This window comes from Kitasatospora sp. NPDC004289 (assembly GCF_053602875.1).
The window spans coordinates 165,103-189,579 of the sequence record NZ_JBSGEL010000008.1 but is presented as its reverse complement, the minus strand read 5'-3'; the positions used below and the strand labels follow the sequence as shown (position 1 = coordinate 189,579).

22 protein-coding genes are annotated in these 24,477 nt (G+C 73.4%); 21 read left to right on the top strand and 1 reads right to left on the bottom strand.

The genetic code is table 11. The features are described from left to right. Positions 1-571 precede the first annotated feature (571 nt). The 20 genes from argG (at position 572) to ACWEPF_RS08095 (ending at position 22,918) form a co-directional block, all read left to right on the top strand. A complete protein-coding gene (gene argG / locus ACWEPF_RS08190) occupies positions 572-2,026 on the top strand; it encodes an argininosuccinate synthase (RefSeq protein WP_345283406.1) in 1,455 nt (484 codons plus the stop codon). A gap of 105 nt (positions 2,027-2,131) precedes the next feature. Continuing rightward, positions 2,132-2,452: a hypothetical protein gene (locus ACWEPF_RS08185; protein WP_452171897.1), complete on the top strand. Its 321-nt coding sequence runs from the start codon at positions 2,132-2,134 to the stop codon at positions 2,450-2,452. A 48-nt stretch (positions 2,453-2,500) separates the two neighbouring features. Further along, on the top strand, positions 2,501-3,529 hold the full coding sequence (gene argC, locus ACWEPF_RS08180) for an N-acetyl-gamma-glutamyl-phosphate reductase (protein ID WP_452171896.1): 1,029 nt from the start codon (positions 2,501-2,503) through the stop codon (positions 3,527-3,529). Further along, a complete protein-coding gene (argJ, locus tag ACWEPF_RS08175) occupies positions 3,526-4,695 on the top strand; it encodes a bifunctional glutamate N-acetyltransferase/amino-acid acetyltransferase ArgJ (protein ID WP_452171895.1) in 1,170 nt (389 codons plus the stop codon). The genes argC and argJ overlap by 4 nt, the downstream gene beginning before the upstream one ends. A gap of 76 nt (positions 4,696-4,771) precedes the next feature. After that, positions 4,772-5,647: an acetylglutamate kinase gene (gene argB / locus ACWEPF_RS08170; protein ID WP_452171901.1), complete on the top strand. Its 876-nt coding sequence runs from the start codon at positions 4,772-4,774 to the stop codon at positions 5,645-5,647. Then, positions 5,644-6,834: an acetylornithine transaminase gene (locus ACWEPF_RS08165; protein WP_452171894.1), complete on the top strand. Its 1,191-nt coding sequence runs from the start codon at positions 5,644-5,646 to the stop codon at positions 6,832-6,834. Before argB ends, ACWEPF_RS08165 begins: the two co-directional genes overlap by 4 nt. 24 nt (positions 6,835-6,858) lie before the next feature. Beyond that, the gene (locus ACWEPF_RS08160; protein ID WP_345283413.1) at positions 6,859-7,407 is read left to right on the top strand and encodes an arginine repressor; all 549 of its coding nucleotides are present in this window, start codon (positions 6,859-6,861) and stop codon (positions 7,405-7,407) included. A 55-nt stretch (positions 7,408-7,462) separates the two neighbouring features. Further along, a complete protein-coding gene (locus ACWEPF_RS08155) occupies positions 7,463-7,873 on the top strand; it encodes a hypothetical protein (RefSeq protein WP_452171893.1) in 411 nt (136 codons plus the stop codon). An 80-nt stretch (positions 7,874-7,953) separates the two neighbouring features. Then, positions 7,954-8,670 (top strand): HAD family hydrolase, encoded by a 717-nt coding sequence (locus ACWEPF_RS08150; protein ID WP_452171892.1) that lies wholly within the window; start codon positions 7,954-7,956, stop codon positions 8,668-8,670. 79 nt (positions 8,671-8,749) lie between these two features. Continuing rightward, positions 8,750-10,174, top strand: a complete 1,425-nt coding sequence (argH, locus tag ACWEPF_RS08145) for an argininosuccinate lyase (RefSeq protein WP_345283416.1) — start codon at positions 8,750-8,752, stop codon at positions 10,172-10,174. Between the two features lie 29 nt (positions 10,175-10,203). Further along, complete coding sequence (locus ACWEPF_RS08140) at positions 10,204-10,524, top strand: RNA polymerase sigma factor (protein ID WP_345283418.1); 321 nt, start codon at positions 10,204-10,206, stop codon at positions 10,522-10,524. A gap of 256 nt (positions 10,525-10,780) precedes the next feature. Continuing rightward, on the top strand, positions 10,781-11,275 hold the full coding sequence (locus ACWEPF_RS08135; RefSeq protein WP_345283419.1) for a GNAT family N-acetyltransferase: 495 nt from the start codon (positions 10,781-10,783) through the stop codon (positions 11,273-11,275). Between the two features lie 403 nt (positions 11,276-11,678). Further along, a complete protein-coding gene (locus ACWEPF_RS08130) occupies positions 11,679-12,704 on the top strand; it encodes a methionine ABC transporter ATP-binding protein (protein ID WP_345283420.1) in 1,026 nt (341 codons plus the stop codon). Further along, a complete protein-coding gene (locus tag ACWEPF_RS08125; protein ID WP_345283422.1) occupies positions 12,701-13,438 on the top strand; it encodes a methionine ABC transporter permease in 738 nt (245 codons plus the stop codon). Before ACWEPF_RS08130 ends, ACWEPF_RS08125 begins: the two co-directional genes overlap by 4 nt. 44 nt (positions 13,439-13,482) lie before the next feature. Next, entirely contained in the window at positions 13,483-14,310 is an 828-nt protein-coding gene (locus tag ACWEPF_RS08120; protein WP_452171891.1) for a MetQ/NlpA family ABC transporter substrate-binding protein, read from the top strand. 149 nt (positions 14,311-14,459) lie between these two features. Then, positions 14,460-15,047 (top strand): GNAT family N-acetyltransferase, encoded by a 588-nt coding sequence (locus ACWEPF_RS08115; protein WP_452171890.1) that lies wholly within the window; start codon positions 14,460-14,462, stop codon positions 15,045-15,047. Positions 15,048-15,396: 349 nt separating this feature from the next. After that, positions 15,397-16,656, top strand: a complete 1,260-nt coding sequence (cbiE, locus tag ACWEPF_RS08110) for a precorrin-6y C5,15-methyltransferase (decarboxylating) subunit CbiE (RefSeq protein WP_452171889.1) — start codon at positions 15,397-15,399, stop codon at positions 16,654-16,656. Positions 16,657-17,166: 510 nt separating this feature from the next. Next, positions 17,167-21,051 carry a nicotinate-nucleotide--dimethylbenzimidazole phosphoribosyltransferase gene (gene cobT, locus ACWEPF_RS08105; protein ID WP_452171888.1) on the top strand — a complete coding sequence of 1,295 codons (3,885 nt, stop codon included), beginning with the start codon at positions 17,167-17,169 and terminating at the stop codon, positions 21,049-21,051. 106 nt (positions 21,052-21,157) lie between these two features. After that, positions 21,158-22,399 carry a uroporphyrinogen-III C-methyltransferase gene (gene cobA / locus ACWEPF_RS08100; RefSeq protein WP_452171887.1) on the top strand — a complete coding sequence of 414 codons (1,242 nt, stop codon included), beginning with the start codon at positions 21,158-21,160 and terminating at the stop codon, positions 22,397-22,399. 162 nt (positions 22,400-22,561) lie between these two features. After that, on the top strand, positions 22,562-22,918 hold the full coding sequence (locus tag ACWEPF_RS08095; protein ID WP_452171886.1) for a hypothetical protein: 357 nt from the start codon (positions 22,562-22,564) through the stop codon (positions 22,916-22,918). Positions 22,919-23,042: 124 nt separating this feature from the next. On the opposite strand, the gene ACWEPF_RS08090 is transcribed toward ACWEPF_RS08095, so the two are convergent. Further along, a complete protein-coding gene (locus tag ACWEPF_RS08090) occupies positions 23,043-23,516 on the bottom strand; it encodes a hypothetical protein (RefSeq protein WP_452171885.1) in 474 nt (157 codons plus the stop codon). Positions 23,517-23,703: 187 nt separating this feature from the next. Here ACWEPF_RS08090 and ACWEPF_RS08085 point away from each other — a divergent pair, with 187 nt between their 5' ends. Beyond that, positions 23,704-24,441: a VOC family protein gene (locus ACWEPF_RS08085; RefSeq protein ID WP_345283434.1), complete on the top strand. Its 738-nt coding sequence runs from the start codon at positions 23,704-23,706 to the stop codon at positions 24,439-24,441. Positions 24,442-24,477 lie beyond the last annotated feature (36 nt).

The window sequence follows — 24,477 nt, the reverse complement described above, 5'->3', positions numbered from 1 at the left end:
GAACTGGATCTCGTCCCCCGGGGCGACGGTGAACACCACCCTGGTCGACTCGGTGTTGACGGACTGCCAGCGGTGGGCTCGGCCGGGGCCCGGCGCCAGACCACCAGCGGCTCGACCCAGCGGCCGTCGTGGCCGCGCGGACACCAGAGCACCTGGAGCAGGTCGCACCCGTCCGGGAACGGCACGACCTCCTCCGGCAGGTCGGCGAGCCGGAGTTGGACCACCGCCACCATCGGCGAGCCGGGGTGGTCGGGGCAGGTCGGCCACGGCTCCTCGGCCGGCCAGAGCAGCGGCCCGCCCACCGAGCTGTCCCGGCGGCGGGGCGAGCCGGCCCTGGGGTGGAGCCGGACGGTGCGGCGGCGGTGGGGCACCACCTCGGGGAAGAGGGCCTCGACGTCGAGGGGGCGGCCGGGGGTCCGTGGGTTCACCGGCGCACGGTACGCCGCGCGGCGGTCGGGGCGCACCGGCAATTCGTGACTGTCGGGGCGTCAGGCCGACTGGCAGGATGGCGGCGTGAGGACGGCGGCGGAACCGCGTTGCATGGCCATGCATGATGATGCATAATCTTCCCATGTCCAAGGTCCTCACCTCCCTCCCCACCGGCGAGCGCGTCGGTATCGCCTTCTCCGGCGGCCTCGACACTTCGGTGGCCGTCGCCTGGATGCGTGACAAGGGCGCCGTCCCCTGCACGTACACGGCCGACATCGGCCAGTACGACGAGCCCGACATCGCCTCGGTGCCCGGCCGTGCCAACGCCTACGGGGCGGAGATCGCACGCCTGGTGGACTGCAAGGCGGCCCTGGTCGAGGAGGGGCTGGCGGCGCTGGCCTGCGGTGCGTTCCACATCCGCTCCGGCGGTCGGGCGTACTTCAACACCACCCCGCTGGGCCGGGCCGTGACGGGCACCCTGCTGGTCCGGGCGATGCTCGAGGACGGCGTGCAGATCTGGGGCGACGGCTCCACCTACAAGGGCAACGACATCGAGCGGTTCTACCGCTACGGCCTGCTGGCCAACCCGCACCTGCGGATCTACAAGCCCTGGCTGGACGCGGACTTCGTGACCGAGCTGGGCGGCCGCAAGGAGATGTCCGAGTGGCTGGTCGCCCACGGCCTGCCCTACCGGGACTCCACCGAGAAGGCCTACTCCACCGACGCCAACATCTGGGGCGCCACCCACGAGGCCAAGACCCTCGAGCACCTCGACACCGGCATCGAGACCGTCGACCCGATCATGGGCGTCCGGTTCTGGGACCCGTCGGTGGAGATCGCCACCGAGGACGTCACCGTCGCCTTCGAGCAGGGCCGGCCGGTCTCCATCAACGGCAAGACCTTCGCCACCCCGGTCGACCTGGTCATGGAGGCCAACGCGATCGGCGGCCGCCACGGCCTCGGCATGTCCGACCAGATCGAGAACCGGATCATCGAGGCGAAGAGCCGCGGCATCTACGAGGCCCCCGGCCTCGCCCTGCTGCACATCGTCTACGAGCGCCTGGTGAACGCGATCCACAACGAGGACACCATCGCCGCGTACCACAACGAGGGCCGCCGCCTCGGCCGGCTGCTCTACGAGGGCCGCTGGCTGGACCCGCAGGCCCTGATGGTCCGTGAGTCGCTTCAGCGCTGGGTTGGCGCCGCGATCACCGGCGAGGTCACCCTGCGGCTGCGCCGCGGCGAGGACTACTCGATCCTCGACACCAAGGGCCCGGCCCTCAGCTACCACCCGGACAAGCTCTCCATGGAGCGCACCGAGGACGCCGCCTTCGGCCCGGTCGACCGGATCGGCCAGCTGACCATGCGCAACCTCGACATCGCCGACTCCCGCTCCCGCCTGGAGCAGTACGCCGCCCTCGGCCTGGTCGGCGAGGGCCCCGGCGGCCAGAGCTCGATCGGCGCCGCCCAGGCGGCCTCGACCGGCCTGATCGGCGCGATGGACCAGGGCGGCGCCAAGGCCATCGCCTCCACCGTCGAGCCCACCGCAGAGGAGGCCGCGCTCGACCGCGCGGCCATGGAGTCCGGCACTGACTGACCGTCAGCCGCCGCACCCCGTACGGAGCCCGGGCCCCGACAGGCATGACGCCCTGTCGGGGCCCGGTGTGTTCTGCGCACCCCTCCGGCCGTGGAAAACTTAGGTATGCCTAAGTTGCTGCGCTTCTTCTTCGAGTACGGCGTCTCCACCCCGATCTGGCCCGAGTCCGGCACGCCGGAGGCCATGGAGGGCCCGGTCGAGCCCGAGGAGCTCCCGGTGGAGGACGGGCTGCGGGCGGAGCTGTCCGAGCTGTCCGAGCTCTACCAGTCCTCGCTGGACTGGAACGACCCCGGTGGCCCGTCGCTCTGGAGCGAGGAGCAGTGGGCCGCCTTCCATCCCCGGGCCACCGCGGCCCTGGCGGAGCTGCGCCGGCAGCTCGGCGACGGCTTCGCCGTCCGGGACTGCCGGCTCGACCTTCTTGCATGAATGTTCCGTGCTGCGTATATTCATGCCTAGTCCTAGAGAGGAATCGTCATGGCATTGCGTGTGGCCGTCGCCGGAGCGAGCGGATATGCGGGCGGCGAGGCGCTGCGCCTGCTGCTCGGCCACCCCGAGGTCGAGATCGGCGCACTGACCGGCGGGTCCAACGCCGGGGCGCGGTTCGGCGAGCTGCAGCCGCACCTGCTGCCGCTGGCCGACCGGGTGCTGGAGCCGACCACCCCCGAGACGCTGGCCGGGCACGACGTGGTCTTCCTCGGCCTGCCGCACGGCCAGTCCGCCGCCGTCGCCGAGGCGCTCGGCGAGGACGTGCTGGTGGTGGACTGCGGGGCCGACTTCCGGCTCAAGGACGCCGCGGTCTGGGAGAAGTTCTACGGCTCCCCGCACGCCGGCACCTGGCCCTACGGCCTGCCCGAACTCCCCGGCCACCGGGCCGCGTTGAAGGGCACCAAGCGGATCGCCGTGCCGGGCTGCTACCCGACCGCCGTGTCCCTGGCGCTGTTCCCGGCCTACGCCGCCCGCCTCGCCGAGCCGGAGGCGGTGATCACCGCCGCCTCGGGCACCTCCGGCGCCGGCAAGGCGGCCAAGCCGCACCTGCTGGGCAGTGAGGTGATGGGCTCGATGAGCCCGTACGGCGTCGGCGGCGGCCACCGGCACACCCCGGAGATGGCGCAGAACCTCGGCCCCGTCGCGGGGGAGGACGTCACCGTCTCCTTCACCCCCACCCTGGCCCCGATGCCGCGCGGCATCCTGGCCACCTGCAGCGCCAAGGCGAAGCCCGGCACCACCGCCGAGGGCCTGCGCCGCGCGTACGCCGAGGCCTTCGCGGGCGAGCCCTTCGTCCGTCTGCTGCCCGAGGGGCAGTGGCCGCAGACCAGTTCGGTCTACGGCTCCAACGCCGCGCTGGTCCAGGTCGCCCTGGACGAGCACGCCGGGCGGATCATCGCGATCAGCGCGATCGACAACCTGGTGAAGGGCACCGCCGGCGGCGCGGTGCAGAGCATGAACATCGCCCTCGGGCTCCCCGAGGAGCTCGGCCTCCCCTTGATCGGAGTCGCACCGTGACCACCAGTCAGAACCTCGGCGTCACGGCGGCCAAGGGCTTCCGCGCCGCCGGCGTCACCGCCGGCATCAAGGCCAGCGGCACCCCGGACCTCGCGCTGGTGGTCAACGACGGCCCGCAGCTGGCCGCGGCCGGCGTCTTCACCTCGAACCGGGTCAAGGCCGCCCCCGTGCTCTGGAGCGAGCAGGTGGTGAAGGGCGGTCAGATCTCCGCCGTCGTGCTCAACTCCGGCGGCGCCAACGCCTGCACCGGCCCGGCCGGCTTCCAGGACACCCACGCCACCGCCGAGAAGGTCGCGGCCGAGCTGGGGCTGAACGCGGGCGAGGTGGCCGTCGCCTCCACCGGCCTGATCGGCGTCCGGCTGCCGATGGACATCCTGCTGCCCGGCGTCGAGCAGGCCGCCAAGGCGCTCAGCGAGGACGGCGGCGAGGCCGCCGCGATCGCCATCAAGACCACCGACACCGTGCACAAGACCGCCCAGGTCAGCCAGGGCGGCTGGACGGTCGGCGGGATGGCCAAGGGCGCGGGCATGCTCGCCCCGAGCCTGGCCACCATGCTGGTCGTCATCACCACCGACGCGGTGGTGGACGCCCCCGGCCTGGACGCCGCGCTCCGCTCGGCGACGAACGTCACCTTCGACCGGATCGACTCCGACGGCTGCATGTCGACCAACGACACCGTGCTGCTGCTCGCCTCCGGCGCCTCCGGCGTCACCCCGGACGCGGCGGAGTTCGCCGCCGCGGTGGCCACCGTCAGCGCCGACCTGGCCCGCCAGCTGATCGGCGACGCCGAGGGCGCCTCCAAGGACATCCGGATCGACGTGGTGAACGCGGCCACCGAGGCCGAGGCCGTCGAGGTGGCCCGCACCATCTCCCGGAACAACCTGCTCAAGTGCGCCCTGCACGGCGAGGACCCGAACTGGGGCCGGGTGCTGGCCGCGATCGGCACCACCTCCGCCGCCTTCGACCCGAACCAGCTGAACGTCGCGATCAACGGCGTCTGGGTCTGCAAGGACGGCGGCGTGGGGGAGGACCGCGACCTGGTCGACATGACGGGCCGTGAGATCGTCATCACCGCCGACCTGCGGGCCGGGGAGGCCAAGGCCAGCGTGTGGACCAACGACCTCACCGCGGACTACGTCCACGAGAACAGCGCCTACTCCACCTGAGCCGGGGGACACCCACACCGTGAAGATCGCACCCAAGGGCGAACAGGCCCGGAACAACACCGCGTTGCCCAAGGCGATGACCCTGATCGAGGCGCTGCCCTGGCTGGAGCGCTTCCACGGCAAGACCGTGGTCATCAAGTTCGGCGGCAACGCCATGGTCGACGAGTCGCTGAAGTCGGCCTTCGCCCAGGACGTGGTCTTCCTGCGCTACGCCGGGCTGCACCCCGTCGTGGTGCACGGCGGCGGTCCGCAGATCAGCTCGCAGCTGGAGAAGCTGGGCCTGGAGTCCAGCTTCACCGCGGGCCTGCGGGTCACCACCCCCGAGACCATGGACGTGGTCCGGATGGTGCTGGCCGGCCAGGTCCAGCGCGAGCTGGTCGGTCTGCTGAACGAGCACGGCCCGTTCGCGGTCGGCATGACCGGCGAGGACGCCCACACCATGACCGCCGTGAAGCGGTACGCGGTGGTGGACGGCGAGCAGGTCGACATCGGCCTGGTCGGAGACATCGTCAACGTCGAGGCGGGCGCCGTGAAGGCGCTCATCGCCGACGGCCGGATCCCGGTGATCTCCTCGATCGCCCGCGGCACCGACGGCCACGTCTACAACATCAACGCCGACACCGCCGCCTCCGCGATGGCCGTCGCGCTGGGCGCCGAGATGCTGGTGGTGCTCACCGACGTCGAGGGCCTGTACGCCAACTGGCCCGACTCCGACGACGTGATCAGCCAGCTGACGGCCGGTGAGCTGGAGAAGCTGCTGCCCACGCTGGCCAGCGGGATGCTGCCGAAGATGGAGGGCTGCCTGCGCGCCGTCCGCTCCGGCGTCGGCACCGCGCGCGTGCTGGACGGCCGCGTGCAGCACAGCCTGCTGCTGGAGATCTTCACCGACGAGGGCATCGGCACCATGGTGGTGCCGGACGACGACGACACGGTCCTGGGGGGCCTCGCATGACGAACGACCAACTCACCCAGCGGTGGCAGCACTCGCTGATGGACAACTACGGCACCCCCCGGCTCCCGCTGGTCCGCGGCGAGGGCTCGACCTTCTGGGACGCCGACGGCAAGGCGTACCTGGACCTGGTCGGCGGCATCGCGGTCAACGCGCTGGGCACCGCCCACCCCGCCATCGTGGAGGCGGTCACCCGGCAGGTCTCCACCCTCGGCCACGTCTCCAACCTCTTCATGGCCGAGCCCACCATCACGCTGGCGGAGAAGCTGCTGGAGCTGGACGGCCGCCCCGGCCGGGTCTTCTTCTGCAACTCCGGCGCCGAGGCCAACGAGGCCGCCTTCAAGATGGGCCGGCTCACCGGCCGCACCCACGTGGTCTCCCTCCAGGGCGCCTTCCACGGCCGCACCATGGGCGCGCTGGCGCTCACCGCCCAGCCCGCCAAGCAGACCCCCTTCCTGCCGCTGCCGGGTGACGTGACCTACGTCCCGTTCGGCGACATCGAGGCGCTGCGGGCCGCGGTGACGGAGGAGACCGCCGCCGTCTTCCTGGAGCCGATCCAGGGCGAGAACGGCGCGATCCCGCTGCCCGAGGGCTACCTGACGGAGGCTCGGGCGATCACCCGGGCCACCGGGACGCTGCTGGTGCTCGACGAGGTGCAGACCGGCATCGGCCGGACCGGCCACTGGTTCGCCCACCAGGCGTACGAGGGCGTCGAGCCGGACGTGGTCACCCTGGCCAAGGGCCTCGGCGGCGGGCTGCCGATCGGCGCCGTGCTGGCCTTCGGCGACGCCGCGGAGCTGCTCCACCCGGGCCACCACGGCACCACCTTCGGGGGGAACCCGGTGGTCGCCGCCGCCGGGCTCGCGGTGCTCGACACCATCGCCTCGCAGGGCCTGCTGGAGCACGTCCAGAAGGTCGGCGAGCAGCTGCGCACCGGCATCGAGGCGCTCGGCCACCCGCTGGTCAGCCACGTCCGGGGCGCCGGGCTGCTGCTCGGCATCGTGCTCAACTCGCCGGTCTCGGCGCAGATCCAGGCCGCCGCCCAGGCCGCGGGCTTCCTGGTGAACGCGGCCGTGCCGGACGCGGTGCGGCTCGTCCCGCCGCTCGTGCTCACCGAGGCGGAGGCCGCCTCGTTCCTGGCCGCCCTGCCGGAGATCCTGAACAGCGTCACCCCTGACGCGAACGTCTGAGCGGACTCCGGGAGAATCTTCGCCATGACCGCATCCAGCTCCGACCAGTCCGCCGCCGGGCCGACGCCGCAGGTCCCGCAGACCCGCACGGCCCGGCACCGGAGGATCGTCGACCTGTTGACCCGTCAGCCCGTCCGCTCGCAGAGCCAGTTGGCCAAGCTGCTCGCCGACGACGGCCTGGTGGTCACCCAGGCGACCCTCTCGCGGGACCTGGACGAGCTGGGTGCGGTGAAGATCCGCAACCGCGACGGCGCCCTGATCTACGCCGTCCCCGCCGAGGGCGGCGACCGCACCCCCCGCGCCCCCATGGGCGAATCCGCCACCGAGGGCCGGATGGCCCGCCTGGCCGGCGAGCTCATGGTCTCCGCCACCGCCTCCGGCAACCTCGTCGTCCTGCGCACCCCGCCCGGCGCCGCCCAGTTCCTCGCCTCCGCCATCGACCAGGCCGAGGTCTTCGAGATCATCGGCACCATCGCCGGCGACGACACCGTCCTCCTCATCAGCCGCGACCCCTTCGGCGGCCAGGCCCTCGCCGACCACCTCATGCAACTCGCCCAGGCCAAGGCCCAGTGACCCCCACGCCCGTCCCGCCACCGCAGCGGGGCGGGCGCCGCCACGAGGAGCCCTGATGACCGGCCAGACGGTACGCCTCCCCGCGCCCTGTGACTGCGGTGCCCTGGCGGAGCGTCAGGTGAACCAGTTCGTCCACTGCGGCGAACTGTGGTGGGACGCCGAGTTCCGCTGCACCGCCTGCGACGCCTACTGGTGCGAGCACGCCGGCCCCGGCGACCCGCCCTCCGCCGACTGGCGCCCCGCCCTGCTCGCCGCCAACGGCCCCACCCACCTGCGCCTCGACCCGCCGCCGAGCCTCGTCCCGGTCCTCAAGACCCTCCGCGAGCTCACGGGCGCGCCGCTCGGGGAGGCCCGCCGGCTCGCCGAGGAACTGACCGGCGGCGGTACGACGGGCACCCTGCCCGAGATGGAGCTCCTCCGTGCCCGGCTGCAGCACCACGGTCTCCGAGCGCAGCTCGATCCGTAGCACGGCCACGACCGCCGGCCTCGCGCCGCGACCGTCCGGCGGAGCCGTTCCGGGTCACGGTGCCAGCCAGAATGAGCGGCATGACGATCCGTGGAGTGCTGTTCGACGTCGACGGGACCCTGTACGACTACGAGGAGGCCGAAGAGGCCGGGCTGCACGAGCACCTGGTGACCGAAGGACTCTCCGAGTGTTTCGTGTCGCGGGCGGAAGCACTGCGGATCTGGCGGGAGGTCAGGGAGGCGGAGTACCCGAGGTTCCTGAGCGGTGAGTTGACGTTCGCGGCGCAGAAGGCCGCGCGGATACGGCGATTCCTCGCCGAGGCCGGGGTGGCCGGCTCGACCGGGCTGACGGACGAGGCGGCGGTTGCGTGGTTCGCGAGCTACGCGGTGCACAGGGACGCGGTCAGGCAGGCGTTCGAGGATGCACGGCCGGCGCTGGACGCGCTGACGGGTCGGTACCGGCTCGGGGTCGTGTCCAACTCGGTGACCGCGCACCAGCGGGCGAAGCTGGAGGCGATCGGGCTGCTCGGCTACTTCACGGAGCCGCTGATCTGTTCCCAGGAGCACGGCGCCGCCAAGCCGGCGGCGAGCATCTTCCTGGCGGGCTGCGAGGCCCTGGGGCTGGCGCCCTCCGAGGTCGCCTACGTCGGGGACGACTACGAGAAGGACGCGGTCGGGGCGCGGGACGCGGGCCTGCGGCCTGTCTGGCTGGACCGCTCGGAATCCGGAGGGCCGGGTGCCGCGGACGCCGGTGTCCGGGTGATCGCCTCGCTGGCGGAGCTCACGACGGTTCTGTGACCGAAGGCGTTTGGTGTTTCATGCGACGCAGTGCATACTTATGCCAATCCTCGTACAGTCACCCGAAGGAGCCCACGCGATGACCGCCGACCAGAATGCCGACGTCCGCCTCTGGGGCGCGCGCTTCGCCGACGGGCCCTCGGAGGCGCTGGCCAAGCTGTCCGCCTCGGTGCACTTCGACTGGCGGCTCGCCCCCTACGACATCGCCGGGTCGAAGGCCCACGCCCGGGTGCTGCACAAGGCGGGGCTGCTGACCGAGGAGGAGCTGGGCGGGATGCTGGCCGGCCTCGACCAGCTGCTCGCCGACGTCCAGGCCGGCACCTTCACCGGGACCGTCGCCGACGAGGACGTGCACACCGCGCTGGAGCGGGGCCTGCTGGAGCGCCTCGGCCCGGACCTCGGCGGCAAGCTGCGGGCCGGCCGGTCGCGGAACGACCAGATCGCCACCCTGTTCCGGATGTACCTGCGGGACCACGCGAAGATCATCGGCGGTCTGCTGCTGGACCTGCAGCACGCCCTGGTCGGCCTGGCCGAGGCGCACCCCGCCACCGCGATGCCCGGCCGCACCCACCTGCAGCACGCGCAGCCGGTGCTCTTCGCCCACCACGTCCTCGCGCACGTGCAGGCCCTCGGCCGGGACGCCGAGCGGCTGCGCCAGTGGGACGCCCGCACCGCCGTCTCGCCGTACGGCTCCGGTGCCCTGGCCGGGTCCTCGCTCGGGCTGGACCCGGAGCAGGTCGCGGCCGAGCTCGGCTTCGAGGGCGGTTCGGTGGGCAACTCGATCGACGGGACCGCCTCGCGGGACTTCGTCGCGGAGTTCGCCTTCGTGACCGCGATGATCGGGATCAACCTCTCCCGGATCGCCGAGGAGGTGATCATCTGGAACACCAAGGAGTTCGGCTTCATCACGCTGCACGACGCCTTCTCCACGGGCTCCTCGATCATGCCGCAGAAGAAGAACCCGGACATCGCCGAGCTGGCCCGGGGCAAGTCCGGCCGCCTGATCGGCAACCTGACCGGCCTGCTGGCCACCCTCAAGGCGCTGCCGCTGGCCTACAACCGGGACCTCCAGGAGGACAAGGAGCCGGTCTTCGACTCCTGCGACACCCTCGAGGTCCTGCTCCCGGCGTTCACCGGCATGATGGCGACCCTGACGGTGCACCGGGAGCGGCTGGAGGAGCTGGCCCCGGCCGGCTTCTCGCTCGCCACCGACATCGCCGAGTGGCTGGTGAAGCAGGGCGTGCCGTTCCGGGTGGCGCACGAGGTCGCGGGTGCCTGCGTCAAGGTCTGCGAGGGCCAGGGGATCGAGCTCTCGGACCTGACGGACCAGCAGTTCGCGGAGATCAGCGGGCACCTGACGCCGGAGGTCCGCTCGGTGCTCAGCGTGCACGGCGCGATCGCCTCCCGCAGCGGGCGGGGCGGCACCGCCCCGTCGGCGGTGGCGGTCCAGCTGGCTGAGCTCAAGGCCGACCTGGCCGCCCAGCAGGAGTGGGTCCAGGGCTGACGTTCACTCGCGTAGGGGCACCCCCAGGGGTGCCCCTCCGTCGTTTCCCGGGTGTGATCCGCTACGCCGAACTCCACCCGGAGAACCCCGCCGTCACCCGGACGGAGTGGACCGTGCCCTCCGCCGAGGACCAGGCACTCGCCGCCGCCAGGGCGCGCGCGGTGCGCCGCGCGCTGGCCGTCCTGCCCGGGCGCTGCCCCGAACTGATGACCGCGCTGGCCGAGTCGCCCGAACTGACGTACCGCCAACTCGCCGCGCGGCTGGGCCTCCCGCGCGGCAGTATCGGACCGACCCGCTCGCGCTGTCTGGCCTGCCTGCGCGCCCTCCTGCACAACGAGCGGCCGGAGTGACCCTCGCCACGTCCAGGCCACGGGAGGGTTGCCGCCGGCGGGCCGGTGGGTAGAGCGGTGGCGAACGCGTCCTTGACGCCTCCTCACCCGGCCCGATACTGGGCGTGCGCGCAGAGCCGGTTCCGGAGGACAGCCGGGACGCGTCTGCGCGACCCCCGGTCAGGGCGGATCCCCGGCCGGGCAATCCTTCGGCAGGGCGACCGGTGCGGAACCCTCACCGCGCGCACCGGAACCAACGATGGGGAGGCCCCCGCACATGGGCATGAGCGTGAACATCTCGGTGGCGAGCGTGGAGGACGCGGAGGCGATCCTCAAGCTCCAGTACCTCGGCTACCAGTCCGAGGCCGAACTGTACGGAGACTGGGCGATCGAACCGCTGACCCAGACCCTGGAGAGTCTGCGCGCGGAGCTGACGGAGCGCCACGTCCTGGTGGCCCGCCTCGGCGACGAGATCGTCGGCACCGTCCGCGGCTCGGTGGACGAGGACGGCACGGCGCACATCGGCCGTCTGGTGGTGCACCCCCGGATGCAGCGGCACGGCCTCGGCGGCCGGCTCCTGGAGGCGGTGGAGCGCCGTCTGCACGAGCAGCACACCGTCGGCTCGTACCAGCTCTTCACCGGCCACCGCAGCCTGGGCAACCTCCGCCTCTACGCCCGCCACGGCTACCGGCAGACCACCGTCCGCGAGGTCTCCGGCCGGCTGAGCGTGGTCACCCTGGAGAAGCACCCGCCGGTCGCCGCCGCTGCCTGAACCACCCCTCACGACACCCACGGCGCCCTGACCGAACCCTCGGTCGGGGCGCCGTCACCCTTGAGGTGACAGTGTCGTGTCCGAAGTGCGGACATCGGCTCCTGATAATTGGGACCGTGTCCATATGTCTGATTTACTTTCACCCATGACCACGACGACGACGCGCACCGCCATCGGCACCATGCCGACGGGTGAGAGCTGCATGTGTCGCTGTCGAATGTGTCGCTTCTGAGGGCTGCTCAACTCCCTCTTCCCCCCGCGCCGCGAGCCCTGACACGTAAGGGCCACGCCCACGCGCGCCCCGGCCGCCCAGCGGCCACGATCGAAGCATGGCCGGACCTGACCCACCCTCAGAGGTGTGCCCCCGCACGCCCTCGTCCGCCCCCGAACAACGGAAGCAGCCGTGATCACCACCAAGGACCTGACCAAGGTCTACCGAAGCCGAGGCCGCGAGACCACCGCGCTCGCCGGAGTCGACCTGCACGTCCGCGAGGGCGAGGTGTACGGGGTCGTCGGCACCAGCGGTGCCGGGAAGTCGACCCTGATCCGCTGCGTCAACATGCTGGAGCGCCCCAGCTCGGGCACGGTCACCGTGGACGGCGTGGAGCTGACCGCGCTGCCCGGCACCGAGCACCGGGCCGGCAAGGAGCTGCGCGCCGCCCGGCAGAAGATCGGCATGGTCTTCCAGCACTTCAACCTGCTCTCCTCGCGCACCGTGCAGGAGAACGTCGAACTCCCGCTGGAGATCATCGGCCTGGACCGTGCCCAGCGCCGCCGCAAGGCGGCCGAGCTGCTGGAGCTGGTCGGCCTCGCCGACAAGGCCCGCAACTACCCGGGCCAGCTCTCCGGCGGCCAGAAGCAGCGGGTGGGCATCGCCCGCGCGCTGGCCGGCGACCCCAAGGTGCTGCTCTCCGACGAGGCCACCTCGGCCCTCGACCCGGAGACCACCCGCTCGATCCTGGCGCTGCTGCGCGACCTCAACCAACAGCTGGGCCTCACCGTGCTGCTGATCACCCATGAGATGGACGTCATCAAGTCCGTCTGCGACTCCGCCGCCCTGATGCGCGACGGCCGGGTGGTGGAGTCCGGCAAGCTCACCGACCTGCTCGCGACCGAGGGGTCGGAGGTGGCCCGGGAGCTGTTCCCGCTCGGCGAGTTCGGCCAGGGGCACCCCGGCAACACCGTGCTGGAGATCACCTTCCAGGGCGACAGCTCGGCCCGGCCGTTCGTCTCCCAGCTGGCCCGGACCTACCAGATCGACATCAACATCCTGGGCGCCGCGGTCGAGACCGTCTCCGGCCGGATGGTCGGCCGGATGCGGGTCGAACTGCCCGGCGGCCACCAGGACAACGTGGTGCCGATCGGCTTCCTGCGCGAGCAGGGCCTGCAGGTGGACGTGCTGGACCAGAAGGACGGAGCGGCGGCATGACCTGGGACCAGATGCAGGAGCTCATGTGGCCCGCCACCTGGGAGACCTTCCAGATGGTCGGCGTCTCCACCGTCGTCACCGTGCTGCTCGGGCTCCCGCTCGGCCTGCTGCTGGTGCTCACCGACAAGGGCGGCGCCCTGCAGAACGCCCCGGTGAACCGGGTCATCGGAGCCGTCGTCAACCTCGGCCGCTCGATGCCGTTCATCATCATCATGGTCGCGCTGCAGACCTTCACCCGGGCGATCGCCGGCACCACCATCGGCTGGGAGGCGGCCACCGTGCCGCTGACGGTCGGCGCCATCCCGTTCTTCGCCCGGCTGGTGGAGACCTCCGTCCGCGAGGTCGACGGCGGGCTGCTGGAGGCCGTCCACGCGATGGGCGGCGGCACCTGGACCTCGGTCCGCAAGGTGCTGCTCCCCGAGTCGCTGCCCTCGCTGGTCTCCTCCGTGGTGACCACGATCATCGCGCTGATCGGCTTCTCCGCGATGGCCGGCACCGTCGGCGGCGGCGGCCTCGGCTTCCTCGCCGTCAACTACGGCTACCTGCGCTTCGAGACCGGCTTCATGTGGGTCATCGTCGCCGAGCTCGCCGTCATCGTGACCGTCATCCAGCTGATCGGTGACCTGATCGTCCGGCGCCTGACCGACCGCGGCTCCTCGGGCGGCACCACCCGACTGCTGCGCTCCCGCACCACCACCTCGGAGAAGGACGAAGAGCTCGTCCTCCCGCACTGACCACCCCGTCCCACCCGCACCACCCATGGAGAAAGGCACTTTTCGTGCGTAACGTCCTGAAGTCCGTCAGCATCCTCGCCACCGCCGGGCTCGCCCTGTCCCTGACCGCCTGCGGCAGCGACTCCTCGTCCTCGGGCTCCAGCCCCGACGCACCGCTGAAGGTCGTCGCCAGCCCCACCCCGCACGCCCAGATCCTGGAGTACGTCCAGAAGAACCTGGCCGACGCGGCCGGGCTCAAGCTCGACGTCAAGGTGGTCACCGACTACGTGACCCCGAACACCTCGGTCCAGGACGGCTCGGCCGACGCCAACTACTTCCAGCACGTGCCGTACCTGAAGGACTTCAACCAGAAGAAGGGCACCGACATCGTCTCCGTCGAGACGGTGCACCTGGAGCCCCTCGGCCTGTACTCCAAGAAGGTGAAGTCGGCCGCCGAGCTGCCCGACGGCGCCACCGTCGGCCTGCCCAACGACACCACCAACGAGGGCCGGGCGCTCAAGCTGCTCGCCGACAACAACGTCATCACCCTCAAGGAGGGCGTGGGCACCGCCGCCACCCCGGCCGACGTGACGGGCAACCCGAAGCACCTGAAGTGGAAGGAGCTGGAGGCCGCCCAGCTGCCCCGCTCGCTGCCCGACCTGGACGCCGCGGTGATCAACGGCAACTACGCGATCGAGGCCAACCTCAAGCCCGCCACCGACGCGATCCTGCTGGAGAAGGCCGAGGGCAACCCGTACGCCAACATCCTGGCCGTCAAGAAGGGCAAGGAGAACGACCCGCGGGTGAAGAAGCTCGCCGAGCTGCTGCACTCCGACAAGGTCAAGCAGTACATCAACGACACCTTCAAGGGCTCGGTCATCCCGGCGTTCTGAACCGCCGGCAGCGGCTCCTGACGGCCGCTCAGAACGGCACCCCCATCCGTGTGGTGGGGGTGCCGTCGGCGTTCCACCCGGTACCGTGTCACGGCCCGGGCAGGGCGGGGCGTACCGTGTGTCCACGACCCGGCGAGGAGAGAGACGGCATGCCTGCGAGCTTCCCCGAGACCGCGATCAGCACCGAGCGGCTGCTGCTGCGACCCCTCGCGGGCGGGGACGTCCCCGGCCTGGTGGCGATGATGGACGACGAGCTGGTGCACGCCTGGACCGACGTCGCGCAGCCCTTCACCGAGGAGCACGCGCGGGAGTGGACCAGGATGCTGGCGCCCGCCCGCCGCATCGAGGGGCGCGGAATCGTTTTCGCCGTCACCGAGCACCTCACCCAGCGGATGGTGGGCGTGGTCGAACTGCGCGCCACCGACTGGCGGCTGCTCTCCACCGAGGTCGTCTTCGTCACCGCCTCCTGGGCCCGCGGCGAGGGCTACGCGCCCGAGGCCGTCAACGGGGTGGCCCAGTGGCTGTTCGAGGACCGCGGCTTCCTCCGCCTGGAGCTGCGCACCGCCGCCGGGAACACGGCCGCCCAGCAGGTGGCCCAGAAGCTCGGCTGCATCAGCGAGGGCGTGCTGCGCAGCGCCTGGATAGTCCGCGGTGGTGAGGGGGACGGCACCGCGGAGGAGAGCCGCAGCGACCTGATCCTGTGGAGCCTGCTGCCGGAGGACATGGGGCCTGTCTGACAACTCGCGCCGGGCGGTCGCCGCCGGGGTGCGCACCTCGCCACCTTCTCGTCGGTCGCCGATGCTCCGCATGGACTCCCTCCTCGGCGGCGCCGAGCCACGCACCCCAACGACGCCCGCTGATCCGACGCGAGTTGTCAGACAGGCCCCGCCACTGGCGCCGCGCGAGGCCGACCACGCGGGGCACCGCTGACCGCCGGCGACGGGCCGCGCTGACGTGTCGTCGGGAGTTCACGCACTGCTGTGCGAGTTTCCCGCCGCGCTTTCCCGTCCCGGGCCGGTCCCACCGGGTAGCCTCGGACCGGGCGGGCGGACGGACCGTCACGGGGCCTAAGGGGAGCAGCGGTAGATGGCGGACCGGATCACGGTCATCGGGTGGGACGGTACTCCGCTGACCGAGGCGGCCGCCTCGGCACTCGCGGGCGCGACCCTGGTGGCGGGCGCCCCGTACCAGCTGTCCGCGCTGCCGGTGCCGGCCGGCGCGGAGCGGCTCACCCTGGGCAGCGTCCAGCAGGCGGCCCGCCGGATCGCCGCCCACCGGGGTGCCGCCGTGGTGGTCGCCGAGGGCGACCCCGGCTTCTTCGGGGTGGTGCGCGAACTCCGCCGCCCCGAGTACGGACTCGAACTCGAGGTGCTGCCCGCCGTCTCCTCGGTGGCCGCCGCCTTCGCCCGGGCCGGGATGCCCTGGGAGGACGCCCAGGTGGTCAGCGCCCACGGCGGTCGGCTGCGCCGGGCGGCCAACGTCTGCCGCGCCCACCCGAAGGTCGCCGTGCTCACCACTCCCGGCGCCGGGCCCAGCGAACTCGCCCTGATGCTCCGCGGGGTGCACCGCACCTTCGTGGTCTGCGAGGCGCTCGGCACTCCGGACGAGGACGTCACCGTCCTCACCTCCGAGCGGGTGCCCGACCACGACTGGCGCGATCCGGCCGTGGTCCTGGTGATCGGCGGCGCCGGGCCCAACCACGCTCCCGGCGAGCCCTCCGGCTGGCTGGCCGGACGCCCCCTCGGCTTCCCCGGCCCGGACCGGGGCTGGGCCCTCGACGGCCGGGCGTACGCGGGGGCGGAGCAGCTCGCCGGGACGGCGGGCGGCGCCGGGGCCGCGCTGCCGCCGCACGTCCGCGCGCTGGCGCTGGCCCGGCTCGGCCCGGTGCCGGGCGAGCTGGTCTGGGTGGTCGGCGCGGGCAGCGGGGCGCTGGCGGTGGAGATCGGACGCTTCGGCGCGGCGGTGGTCGCGGTGGAGGCCTCCCGGTCGGCCTGCGCCCAGATCACCGTGAACGCCCGCCGCTACGGCGTGGAGGTCGAGGTGGTGCACGGGGTGGGCCCCGAGGTGCTCGGCGGCCTGCCCGAGCCGGACGCGGTGATGGTCGAGGCGGGCGGGGCCGAGGTGGTCGGCGCGGTGCTCGCGCGGCGACCGGAGCGGCTGGTCGCCATCGCCCGCACGCTGGCCGAGGCGGAGGCGGTCCGGACCGCGATCACCGCCGCCGGCTACCGCGCGGACGGCGCGCTGCTGCAGTCCGCGCCACTGGCCCCGGCCCCGGGCGGCGTGCCCGGGCTGGCCCTCGGCGCGGGGCAGCAGAGTCTGGTGCTCTGGGGAGAGCTGGCCTCCTGACGGGCCGTCGGGCCGTCCGTCGGTCTGCCTGTCGGTCACCTCGGCCGGGGCTGTCGGGGCTCCGTCAACGGCCCCCGGCCAAACTGCCGCGGTGTGATCAGGATTCGGACAGGGATTCGGTATCCGTTCGGGGCGGGCCGGTAGGGTGAAGCCTCCCGCCTGCGCGGCGGTCGTCGGTTCGTGTCCAGTTCGGCCTGTTTGCCACCTTTCTGACGTGGCGGAACTTACAGCCCGGAGGGGCCGTGGACATTCGACGCGGCGCGGGTCGGGCCGGAAGAATGCCGTTGGGTCCGGCGCGGTCGTGCCGGTTGTCCCCAGCTGTCGTTGTTTCTGATGGTGCGCCACCCCTCCCACGGGAGGCGCCCGGTCCGGAAGCGCGGCACGGCGGACGCCGGGCAGCTGGACGGACGGATGGACGGGCGGGAGCACGGCCCGCCCCGAGCGGAGTTGGGCGCGGCGGTCGGCGACCGTCGCGCCAAGGGTGCGGCAGCGCCCGGAAGGAGCTTTGACATGACCGATGGCGGCCACGTTCCCAGCGAGGGCCTGCCCGAGCACCTGCTCGGCGGCGCCGACCCGCTCGGCCGCCCGGAGGGCGTCCCGCTGCCCGGCCAGGCCCCGGCCCGGCACGCCGCGTACACCTTCCTCGACGACGAGGAGGAGGACCTGCTGCTGATGCCCGGCCCGCAGGCCTCCTGGGGCGACGTCCCGGTGCACGGCGCGGTGGAGACCGTGATGGTCGGCGAGACCGCGATCCCGGCGGCCGCCCCCGCGGCGCCCTCGGCACCCGGCCTCGGGTCGCCCCTGGTCGACACGGTGACGCTCCGTCCGGTCGACGAGCTCGGCGGCACCCCCGCGCACGGCGTGCCGCTGCACGGGACCCCGGCGCACGGCACTCCGCTCCAGGACCCCCTGCTGCACGGCACCCCGGCGCACGGCACCCCGGTCCAGGACGCCGTGGTCCAGGACGCCGTGGCCCAGGGCACGCCCGCCCACGGCACCCCGGTCGAGCCGTCCTGGCCGCCGCTGGCCCCGCCGGTGCCGGGCGTCGACCCCGCCGTCGCGCCCCTCGCCGACCCGCTCACCGATCCGCTCGCCGCCGCGCCGTTCCCGGGCGCCCCGGCGGCCGGCCCCGTCGCGGGCCAGTTCACCCCGCCCGGCGTGGTGCCGGACGCGCTGGCGAACACCGTCCAGGCGACCGCGCCGGTGGCGGCCGCAGAACCGGTTGTGCAGACGGTCCCGGTGACGCCCCCTCAGCCGCAGCGCCGCCCGCTGCACGCCGGGCCGCCCATCCCGGACCCGTCCCTGATGACCGGTCACGTCCCGGTCCGCTCGCTGGCCGACCGCGGCCCGTCCGGGGGCACCCCCGCGTACGGCGTGCCGATCGTCCCCGCTCCTCCGCTGGCCGTCCCCGTGCCGACCGCCGCGGTGCCGGTGCAGGCCGTTCCGGTGCCCGCACAGCTCCAGCCGGAGGCCGGCGCGCCGGCCCGGCCGGAGGACGTGCAGGCCGTCGGAGCCCCGATCGCCGTCGAGCCCGTCGTGCTGGCCGAGGCCGTCCCGGCGGAGGTCGCGGCAGTGGCCGTCGAGCAGGTCGCGGTGGAGGCGGTCGAGACCGCCGTCGAGTCCGTGGCCGTCGAGTCCGTGGCCGTGGAGTCGGTTGCGGTCGAGTCCGTCGCGGTGGAGCCCGTCGCGGTGGTCGAGGCCGGGCCGGCCGCCGCCGAGGCCCCGGTCGTGGAGACCGTGGTCAACGAGGCCCCGGTCACCGTCCCCGCCGAGGCCGTCCTGACCGCCGGGACCGCCGTCGAGGAGCAGCAGCCGCCGCAGGCCCCGGCCGAGGCGCTCGCGGAGGTTCCGGTCGAGCCGGCCCAGCCGGTCGCGGTCGAGCAGCCGGTCGAGCACCCGCCCGCCGAGCCGGCCGCGGAGGCCGCTCCGGCGCAGGCCGGGCCGATCTCGCTGGAACCCGTCTTCGTGGAGCCGGTTGCCGTCCCGCAGCCGGAGGCCGTCCCGGCCGCCCAGCCCGAGGCGGCCCCGGAGGCCGAGGCGCTCGCCGTCACCGCCGAGCAGCCCGAGCAGACCGAACGGACCGTCAGCGAGTCGACCGCGCCCGAGCTGCCGCTCGCCGAGGCCGTGCCCGCCGAGCCCGGGGCCGCCCCGGCCGTCGAGGACCTGGCGGTCGCGGCCGCCGTGGCCGTCGCGGTGGAGCCCACCGCCGAGCAGCCGGAGACCGTCGCCATTCCGGCGCAGGCCGCCGCGCCCGCCCGTCAGCCCGGCCGGATCTCCGCCTTCCTGGCCGCCCCGGCCCCGGACGGTCTGCCGGCCGTCGAGGCCGAGCCGCAGCCGGGCCGGGCCACCGTCCCGGGGGACGCCGCCGCTGAGGTGCCCGCAGCCGAGCAGCCCGCAGCCGAGCAGCCCGCAGCCGAGCAGCCCGCCGCCGAGCAGCCCGCCGAGACCGGGCCGGCCGCTCAGCCCGGGCCGGCCGCCGGAGCCACCCCTGCCGAGGAGTCGGCCCCCGAGGCCGAGCCGTCCGCCGAGGCCGTCGCGACCGAGGCCGTGGCGACCGAGGCCGCGGAGGTCCCCACCGACGCCGCCGTCGCCGAGACCGAGGAGCAGACCGGGACCGGTGCCGTCGCCGAGGAGGAGCGCCCGCCCGCGGCCGCAGGCTTCGACGAGGCCGCCCGCGAGGCCGTCCACCAGGTGATCCGGGAGCGCCGCGACATCCGCAACGGCTTCCGCCCGGACCCGATCCCGCACGAGGTGCTGATCCGGGTCCTGGAGGCCGCCCACACCGCGCCCAGCGTCGGCTACTCGCAGCCCTGGGACTTCGTGGTGATCCGCTCCGCCAAGACCCGCCGCAAGATGCACGAGCTGGCGGAGCGTCAGCGCGAGGCGTACGCCGACTCGCTGCCCAAGGCCCGGGCGAAGCAGTTCAAGGAAATCAAGATCGAGGCCATCCTCGAGACCCCGGTCAACATCGTGGTCACCGCCGACCGCACCCGCGGCGGCCGCCACACCCTGGGCCGCCACACCCAGCCGCAGATGGCCCCGTACTCGGCCGCCCTGGCGGTGGAGAACCTCTGGCTGGCCGCCCGCGCCGAGGGTCTGGGCGTCGGCTGGGTGAGCTTCTTCGACGAGGAGGAGATGGTCCGCGAGCTGGGCCTGCCGGACCACCTCGACGTGGTCGCGTACCTCTGCGTCGGCTACGTGGACTCCTTCCCGGACGAGCCCGAGCTCCAGCAGCAGGGCTGGGCCAAGAAGCGCCCGCTCTCCTGGGTGGTGCACGAGGAGCAGTACGGCAACCGCGCCCTGCCGGGCGAGGAGCCGTCGGACCTCCTCGCCGAGACCCTGCGCGGCATCCGCCCGCTGGACGCCAAGGCGCTCGGCGACGCCTGGGACCGGCAGAAGCGGATGACCAAGCCGGCCGGTTCGCTGGGCGTGCTGGAGATCATCGGCGCCCAGCTCAGCGGCCTGTCCCGCAAGTGCCCGCCGCCGATCCCGGAGCCCGGCTGCGTCGCGGTGTTCGCCGGTGACCACGGCGTGCACGCCCAGGGCGTCACCCCCTGGCCGCAGGAGGTCACCGCCCAGATGGTGGCCAACTTCCTGGCCGGGGGAGCGGTGGTCAACGCCTTCGCCGCCCAGGTCGGCGCCGAGGTCTGCGTGGTCGACGTCGGCGTGGCCTCCGAGCTGCCCGGCCCGGTCCAGAACGGCCGCACCACCGGCCTGCTCCCGCGCAAGGTCAAGCCCGGCACGGACGACATGACCCAGGGCCCGGCGATGAGCCGGGAGGAGGCGCTCAAGGCGATCGAGGTCGGCATCGAGACCGCCCGTGACCTGGTCTCGGCGGGCAACAAGGTGCTGGTCACCGGCGACATGGGCATCGCCAACACCACCGCCTCCGCCGCCCTGATCTCGGTCTTCGCCGGTCTCGACCCGGCCGAGGTGACCGGGCGCGGCACCGGCATCGACGACGAGACGCACGCCCGCAAGATCGAGGTCATCCGGACCGCGCTGGCCCTCCACCAGCCCGACCCGGCCGACCCGATCGGCGTACTGGCCGCCGTCGGCGGTCTGGAGCACGCGGCCATCGCCGGCTTCCTGCTCGGCGCCGCCTCGCTGCGCACCCCGGTGATCCTGGACGGCGTCATCGCCGGTTCGGCCGCACTGGTCGCCAAGGCCATCGCCCCCGAGGTGCTGGCCGCCTGCATCGCCGGCCACCGCTCCGCCGAGCCCGGCCACAAGGCCGCGCTGGAGAAGCTCGGACTGCGCCCGCTGATCGAGCTCGACCTGCGCCTCGGCGAGGGGACCGGCGCCCTGCTGGCCCTCCCGCTGGTGCAGAGTGCGGCCCGCGCGATGCACGATGTAGCCACCTTCGACTCCGCCGGCGTCACCGAGAAGAACTGACCCTCACCCAGCACTCCTCCCCACCGGCCCGAGGGCGCGCCGGTGCGGGGGAGTGCTGTCGTCCCACGCAAAACCCTCTCCCCAGCCAGCCCCAGGAGCACCGCCGATGACCACCCCCGCGCCCAACCCCCACCCCAGCACCGAGGGTCGCACCCCCTACCCCGTCGGACTGCTGCTCACCGGCCGCCGCGTCGTCGTGATCGGCGGCGGCCAGGTCGCCCAGCGCCGGCTCCCGGCACTGCTCGCCGCCGGGGCGGACGTGCACCTGATATCGCCCTCCACCACCCCCGCCGTCCAGGCGATGGCCGACGCCGGCGAGCTCACCTGGCACCGGCGCGGGTACGCCGACGGCGACCTCGCCGACTCCTGGTACGCCCTGGTCGCCACCGACGACCCGGCCGTCAACACCGCCGTCTCCGCCGAGGCCGAGCGCCTGCGGGTGTTCTGCGCCCGCAGCGACGACGCCGCTGCGGCCACCGCCTGGACTGCTGCCACCGGCCGCGACTCCGGCACCACCGTCTCCGTCCTGACCGGCGACCCGCGGCACTCCGCCGCCCTGCGCGACACCATCGTGGACGCCCTGCGGGACGGCTCCCTGGCGGCCCGTCAGTTCCGCACCCGCGAGCCGGGCGTGGCCCTGGTCGGCGGCGGCCCCGGCGACCCCGACCTGATCACCGTGCGCGGCCGCCGCCTGCTGGCCGACGCCGACGTGGTGGTCGCCGACCGGCTCGCCCCGCGCGAGCTGCTGGACGAGCTGCCGCCGCACGTCGAGGTGATCGACGCCTCCAAGATCCCCTACGGCCGCTACATGGCCCAGGAGGCGATCAACCAGACCCTGATCGACCACGCCAAGGACGGCAAGTTCGTGGTCCGCCTCAAGGGCGGCGACCCGTACGTCTTCGGGCGCGGCGGCGAGGAGCTGCTGGCCTGCCTGGAGGCCGGCGTCCCGGTCACGGTGGTCCCCGGCATCTCCAGCTCCATCTCCGTCCCGGCGGCGGTCGGCATCCCGGTCACCCACCGCGGCATGACCCACGAGTTCACCGTCATCTCCGGCCACGTCGGCCCCGACGAGCGCTCCCTCACCAACTGGGACGCCGCCGCCCGGATGACCGGCACCCTGGTCCTCCTGATGGCCGTCGACAAGATCGGCGCGATCGCCGCCAAGCTGATCGAGCACGGCCGCCCCGCCACCACCCCCGTGGCCGTCGTCCAGGAGGGCACCACCGCCGCCCAGCGCCGCGTCGACGCCACCCTCGCCACCGTCGCCGAGGTCGTCACGGCGGAGGGCATCAAGCCCCCGGCCGTCATCGTCATCGGCGACGTGGTCAACGTCCTCGGCCACCACTGACCCCTCGTCAGGCCCCGCCCCTCCCCGGCGGGGCCTCCGTGGCGGTACCGTTCCCGTGCCGTTCCGTCAGGACCGCCCGAGGGAGGGTCGCCACAGTGTCCGACACCGCGCACCCGCCGTAGGTACCTCCGGAGATCCCGGAGGGCCCTACGGAGGTCCTCGATGTCCCGCACGGTCCGCACCACCCCGTACCGGCTCCGCAGCACCGGGCCCGGACCGGTCTCCCTCGCCCGCCTCGACCTCCGCTACCCGCACGCCGAACTGGCCCGCGCCGCCCGCGAAGGCCGCCGCCCCGTCCCGGCCCCGACCCTGCGCCGGCTCCGCAGCTGGCGCCCGTACCGCCTCGACGGCAGGACGGACAGCTGCACCGCCATGATCGCCACGTCCAACGCCCGTGCCCGGCTCCGGGCCCGCCTCGCCGCCGACCGCATCCGCGGCCTCCACCGAGCCGGCCACTCCGTCGACGGCGCGGACATCCCCCCGGCCCGCCACCGCCGCGACGCCCTCTGGCACGCCTGACCGGTGCCGCCCCGTCAGCTCGGGTAGCGGACCAGCTCCGCGGTGCCCAACTCGAACCCGAACGGCTCCGGGACGGGCACCGCGTCGCCGGGCCTGCTGTCGATCCCGAGCTCGTCCGGAGGGGCTACCGGACCGGGCCGCGTTCGTCGACGGACACGGTCGGCTCGGTCAGGAACGTCCCGAGGGCCACCGGGCCGTAGGCGATGTTGAAGGTGTCGAGCCAGTACGACCAGTCACGGACCCCCGCCGCGCTGCTGAAGCGGTAGTTGAGCTGCCACCGCACCCACTGGCCCGGCCGCAGCCGTACGGCCGGTGGCCGGCGGTGCCGGGGCGGCAGCCCGAACAGCGGGTCCACCCGGGGCAGCACCCGCAGCGTGCCGTCCGTCTCCCGCAGGCTGACCGCGACCTCGCGCCGTTCCACCATGGACTCCCGCGGCTCGAAGCCGTGGCGCTCGTCCATCCTGACGTGGTGCGCGAGCGGGCCGAGGCCCGTCGGCAGGACGAAGCCCGTCGGGGCGGCGTTCCGGCGCGCGGCGGCCTCGCCGCCCCGCGACTCCTTCGTCCAGAACGTCCTGACCCACTGCACCGTGATCTCCACCGCACCCGCCTCTCTCGGCACAGCACACGCAGACCGGCCGCCGGCCACGTGGACGACATCCTCCTCGCCGACGCGCACGCCGAAGCCACCGCTCCCCGAGCGGCGGCACCGGAGACCCTTCGTGCGCGCGGCGTAGCGTTGCTGGGCCCGCTCGGCGCCGGGCTCATCGGTGCTTATGATCATCCGCATGGCGACACGACTCGTGCAGATCAACATGAAGGCCCGGGACGACGCCGCGCTCGGCCGGTTCTGGGCGGCGGCACTCGGCTGGGGCATCGACAGCGAGGCGCCCGGCGTGACCAACCTCGAGCCGGTCGGCTTCGCCTACCCCGACCCCTCGGCGGTCTGCATCGACATCATCGCCCGTCCGGAGCCCAAGACGGGGAAGAACCGGGTGCACCTCGACCTGGCCACCACTTCGACGGCCCATCAGGCGGAGCTGGTCGCGCGTCTGATCGAGCTCGGCGCCACGCTCGCCGACGTCGGACAGGGCGAGGTCCCCTGGACGGTCATGGCCGACCCCGAGGGCAACGAGTTCTGCGTCCTGGAGCCCCGGGAGGTCTACGGGGACACCGGGCCGGTCGCCGCGGTGGTGGTCGACTGCGCCGACCCGCGGGAGATGGCGCGCTTCTGGGGCGAGGCGATGGACTGGACGGTGCACGAGGTCGCCGACGGGCACGCGAGCATGCGCTCGGCCCAGGGTGTCGGCCCCTACCTGGAGTTCATCCGCACCCCCGACCCCAAGCTCGGCTGGAACCGCGTCCACCTGGACGTCAGCCCGTACCGCGGTGACGACCCGGAGGCGGAGGAGGCCCGTCTGCGCGCCCTGGGCGCCTCCGACCCGGGCATCGACCAGTCCTCCATCCACTGGCGGATCCTGACCGACCCGGAGGGCAACGAGTTCTGCCTCCTCAGCCCTCGCTGACGCCCGGTACCGGCGCTCGGGCCGCCCGCCTGATCC

What these genes read in the sequence shown, in the direction of transcription:
- argG (WP_345283406.1), top strand. Translation starts at nt 572, where the DNA reads ATGTCCAAGGTCCTCACCTCCCTCCCCACCGGCGAGCGCGTCGGTATC.
- ACWEPF_RS08185 (WP_452171897.1), top strand. Translation starts at nt 2,132, where the DNA reads ATGCCTAAGTTGCTGCGCTTCTTCTTCGAGTACGGCGTCTCCACCCCG.
- argC (WP_452171896.1), top strand. Translation starts at nt 2,501, where the DNA reads ATGGCATTGCGTGTGGCCGTCGCCGGAGCGAGCGGATATGCGGGCGGC.
- argB (WP_452171901.1), top strand. Translation starts at nt 4,772, where the DNA reads ATGACCCTGATCGAGGCGCTGCCCTGGCTGGAGCGCTTCCACGGCAAG.
- ACWEPF_RS08165 (WP_452171894.1), top strand. Translation starts at nt 5,644, where the DNA reads ATGACGAACGACCAACTCACCCAGCGGTGGCAGCACTCGCTGATGGAC.
- ACWEPF_RS08160 (WP_345283413.1), top strand. Translation starts at nt 6,859, where the DNA reads ATGACCGCATCCAGCTCCGACCAGTCCGCCGCCGGGCCGACGCCGCAG.
- ACWEPF_RS08155 (WP_452171893.1), top strand. Translation starts at nt 7,463, where the DNA reads ATGACCGGCCAGACGGTACGCCTCCCCGCGCCCTGTGACTGCGGTGCC.
- ACWEPF_RS08150 (WP_452171892.1), top strand. Translation starts at nt 7,954, where the DNA reads ATGACGATCCGTGGAGTGCTGTTCGACGTCGACGGGACCCTGTACGAC.
- argH (WP_345283416.1), top strand. Translation starts at nt 8,750, where the DNA reads ATGACCGCCGACCAGAATGCCGACGTCCGCCTCTGGGGCGCGCGCTTC.
- ACWEPF_RS08135 (WP_345283419.1), top strand. Translation starts at nt 10,781, where the DNA reads ATGGGCATGAGCGTGAACATCTCGGTGGCGAGCGTGGAGGACGCGGAG.
- ACWEPF_RS08125 (WP_345283422.1), top strand. Translation starts at nt 12,701, where the DNA reads ATGACCTGGGACCAGATGCAGGAGCTCATGTGGCCCGCCACCTGGGAG.
- ACWEPF_RS08115 (WP_452171890.1), top strand. Translation starts at nt 14,460, where the DNA reads ATGCCTGCGAGCTTCCCCGAGACCGCGATCAGCACCGAGCGGCTGCTG.
- cbiE (WP_452171889.1), top strand. Translation starts at nt 15,397, where the DNA reads ATGGCGGACCGGATCACGGTCATCGGGTGGGACGGTACTCCGCTGACC.
- cobT (WP_452171888.1), top strand. Translation starts at nt 17,167, where the DNA reads ATGACCGATGGCGGCCACGTTCCCAGCGAGGGCCTGCCCGAGCACCTG.
- cobA (WP_452171887.1), top strand. Translation starts at nt 21,158, where the DNA reads ATGACCACCCCCGCGCCCAACCCCCACCCCAGCACCGAGGGTCGCACC.
- ACWEPF_RS08095 (WP_452171886.1), top strand. Translation starts at nt 22,562, where the DNA reads ATGTCCCGCACGGTCCGCACCACCCCGTACCGGCTCCGCAGCACCGGG.
- ACWEPF_RS08085 (WP_345283434.1), top strand. Translation starts at nt 23,704, where the DNA reads ATGGCGACACGACTCGTGCAGATCAACATGAAGGCCCGGGACGACGCC.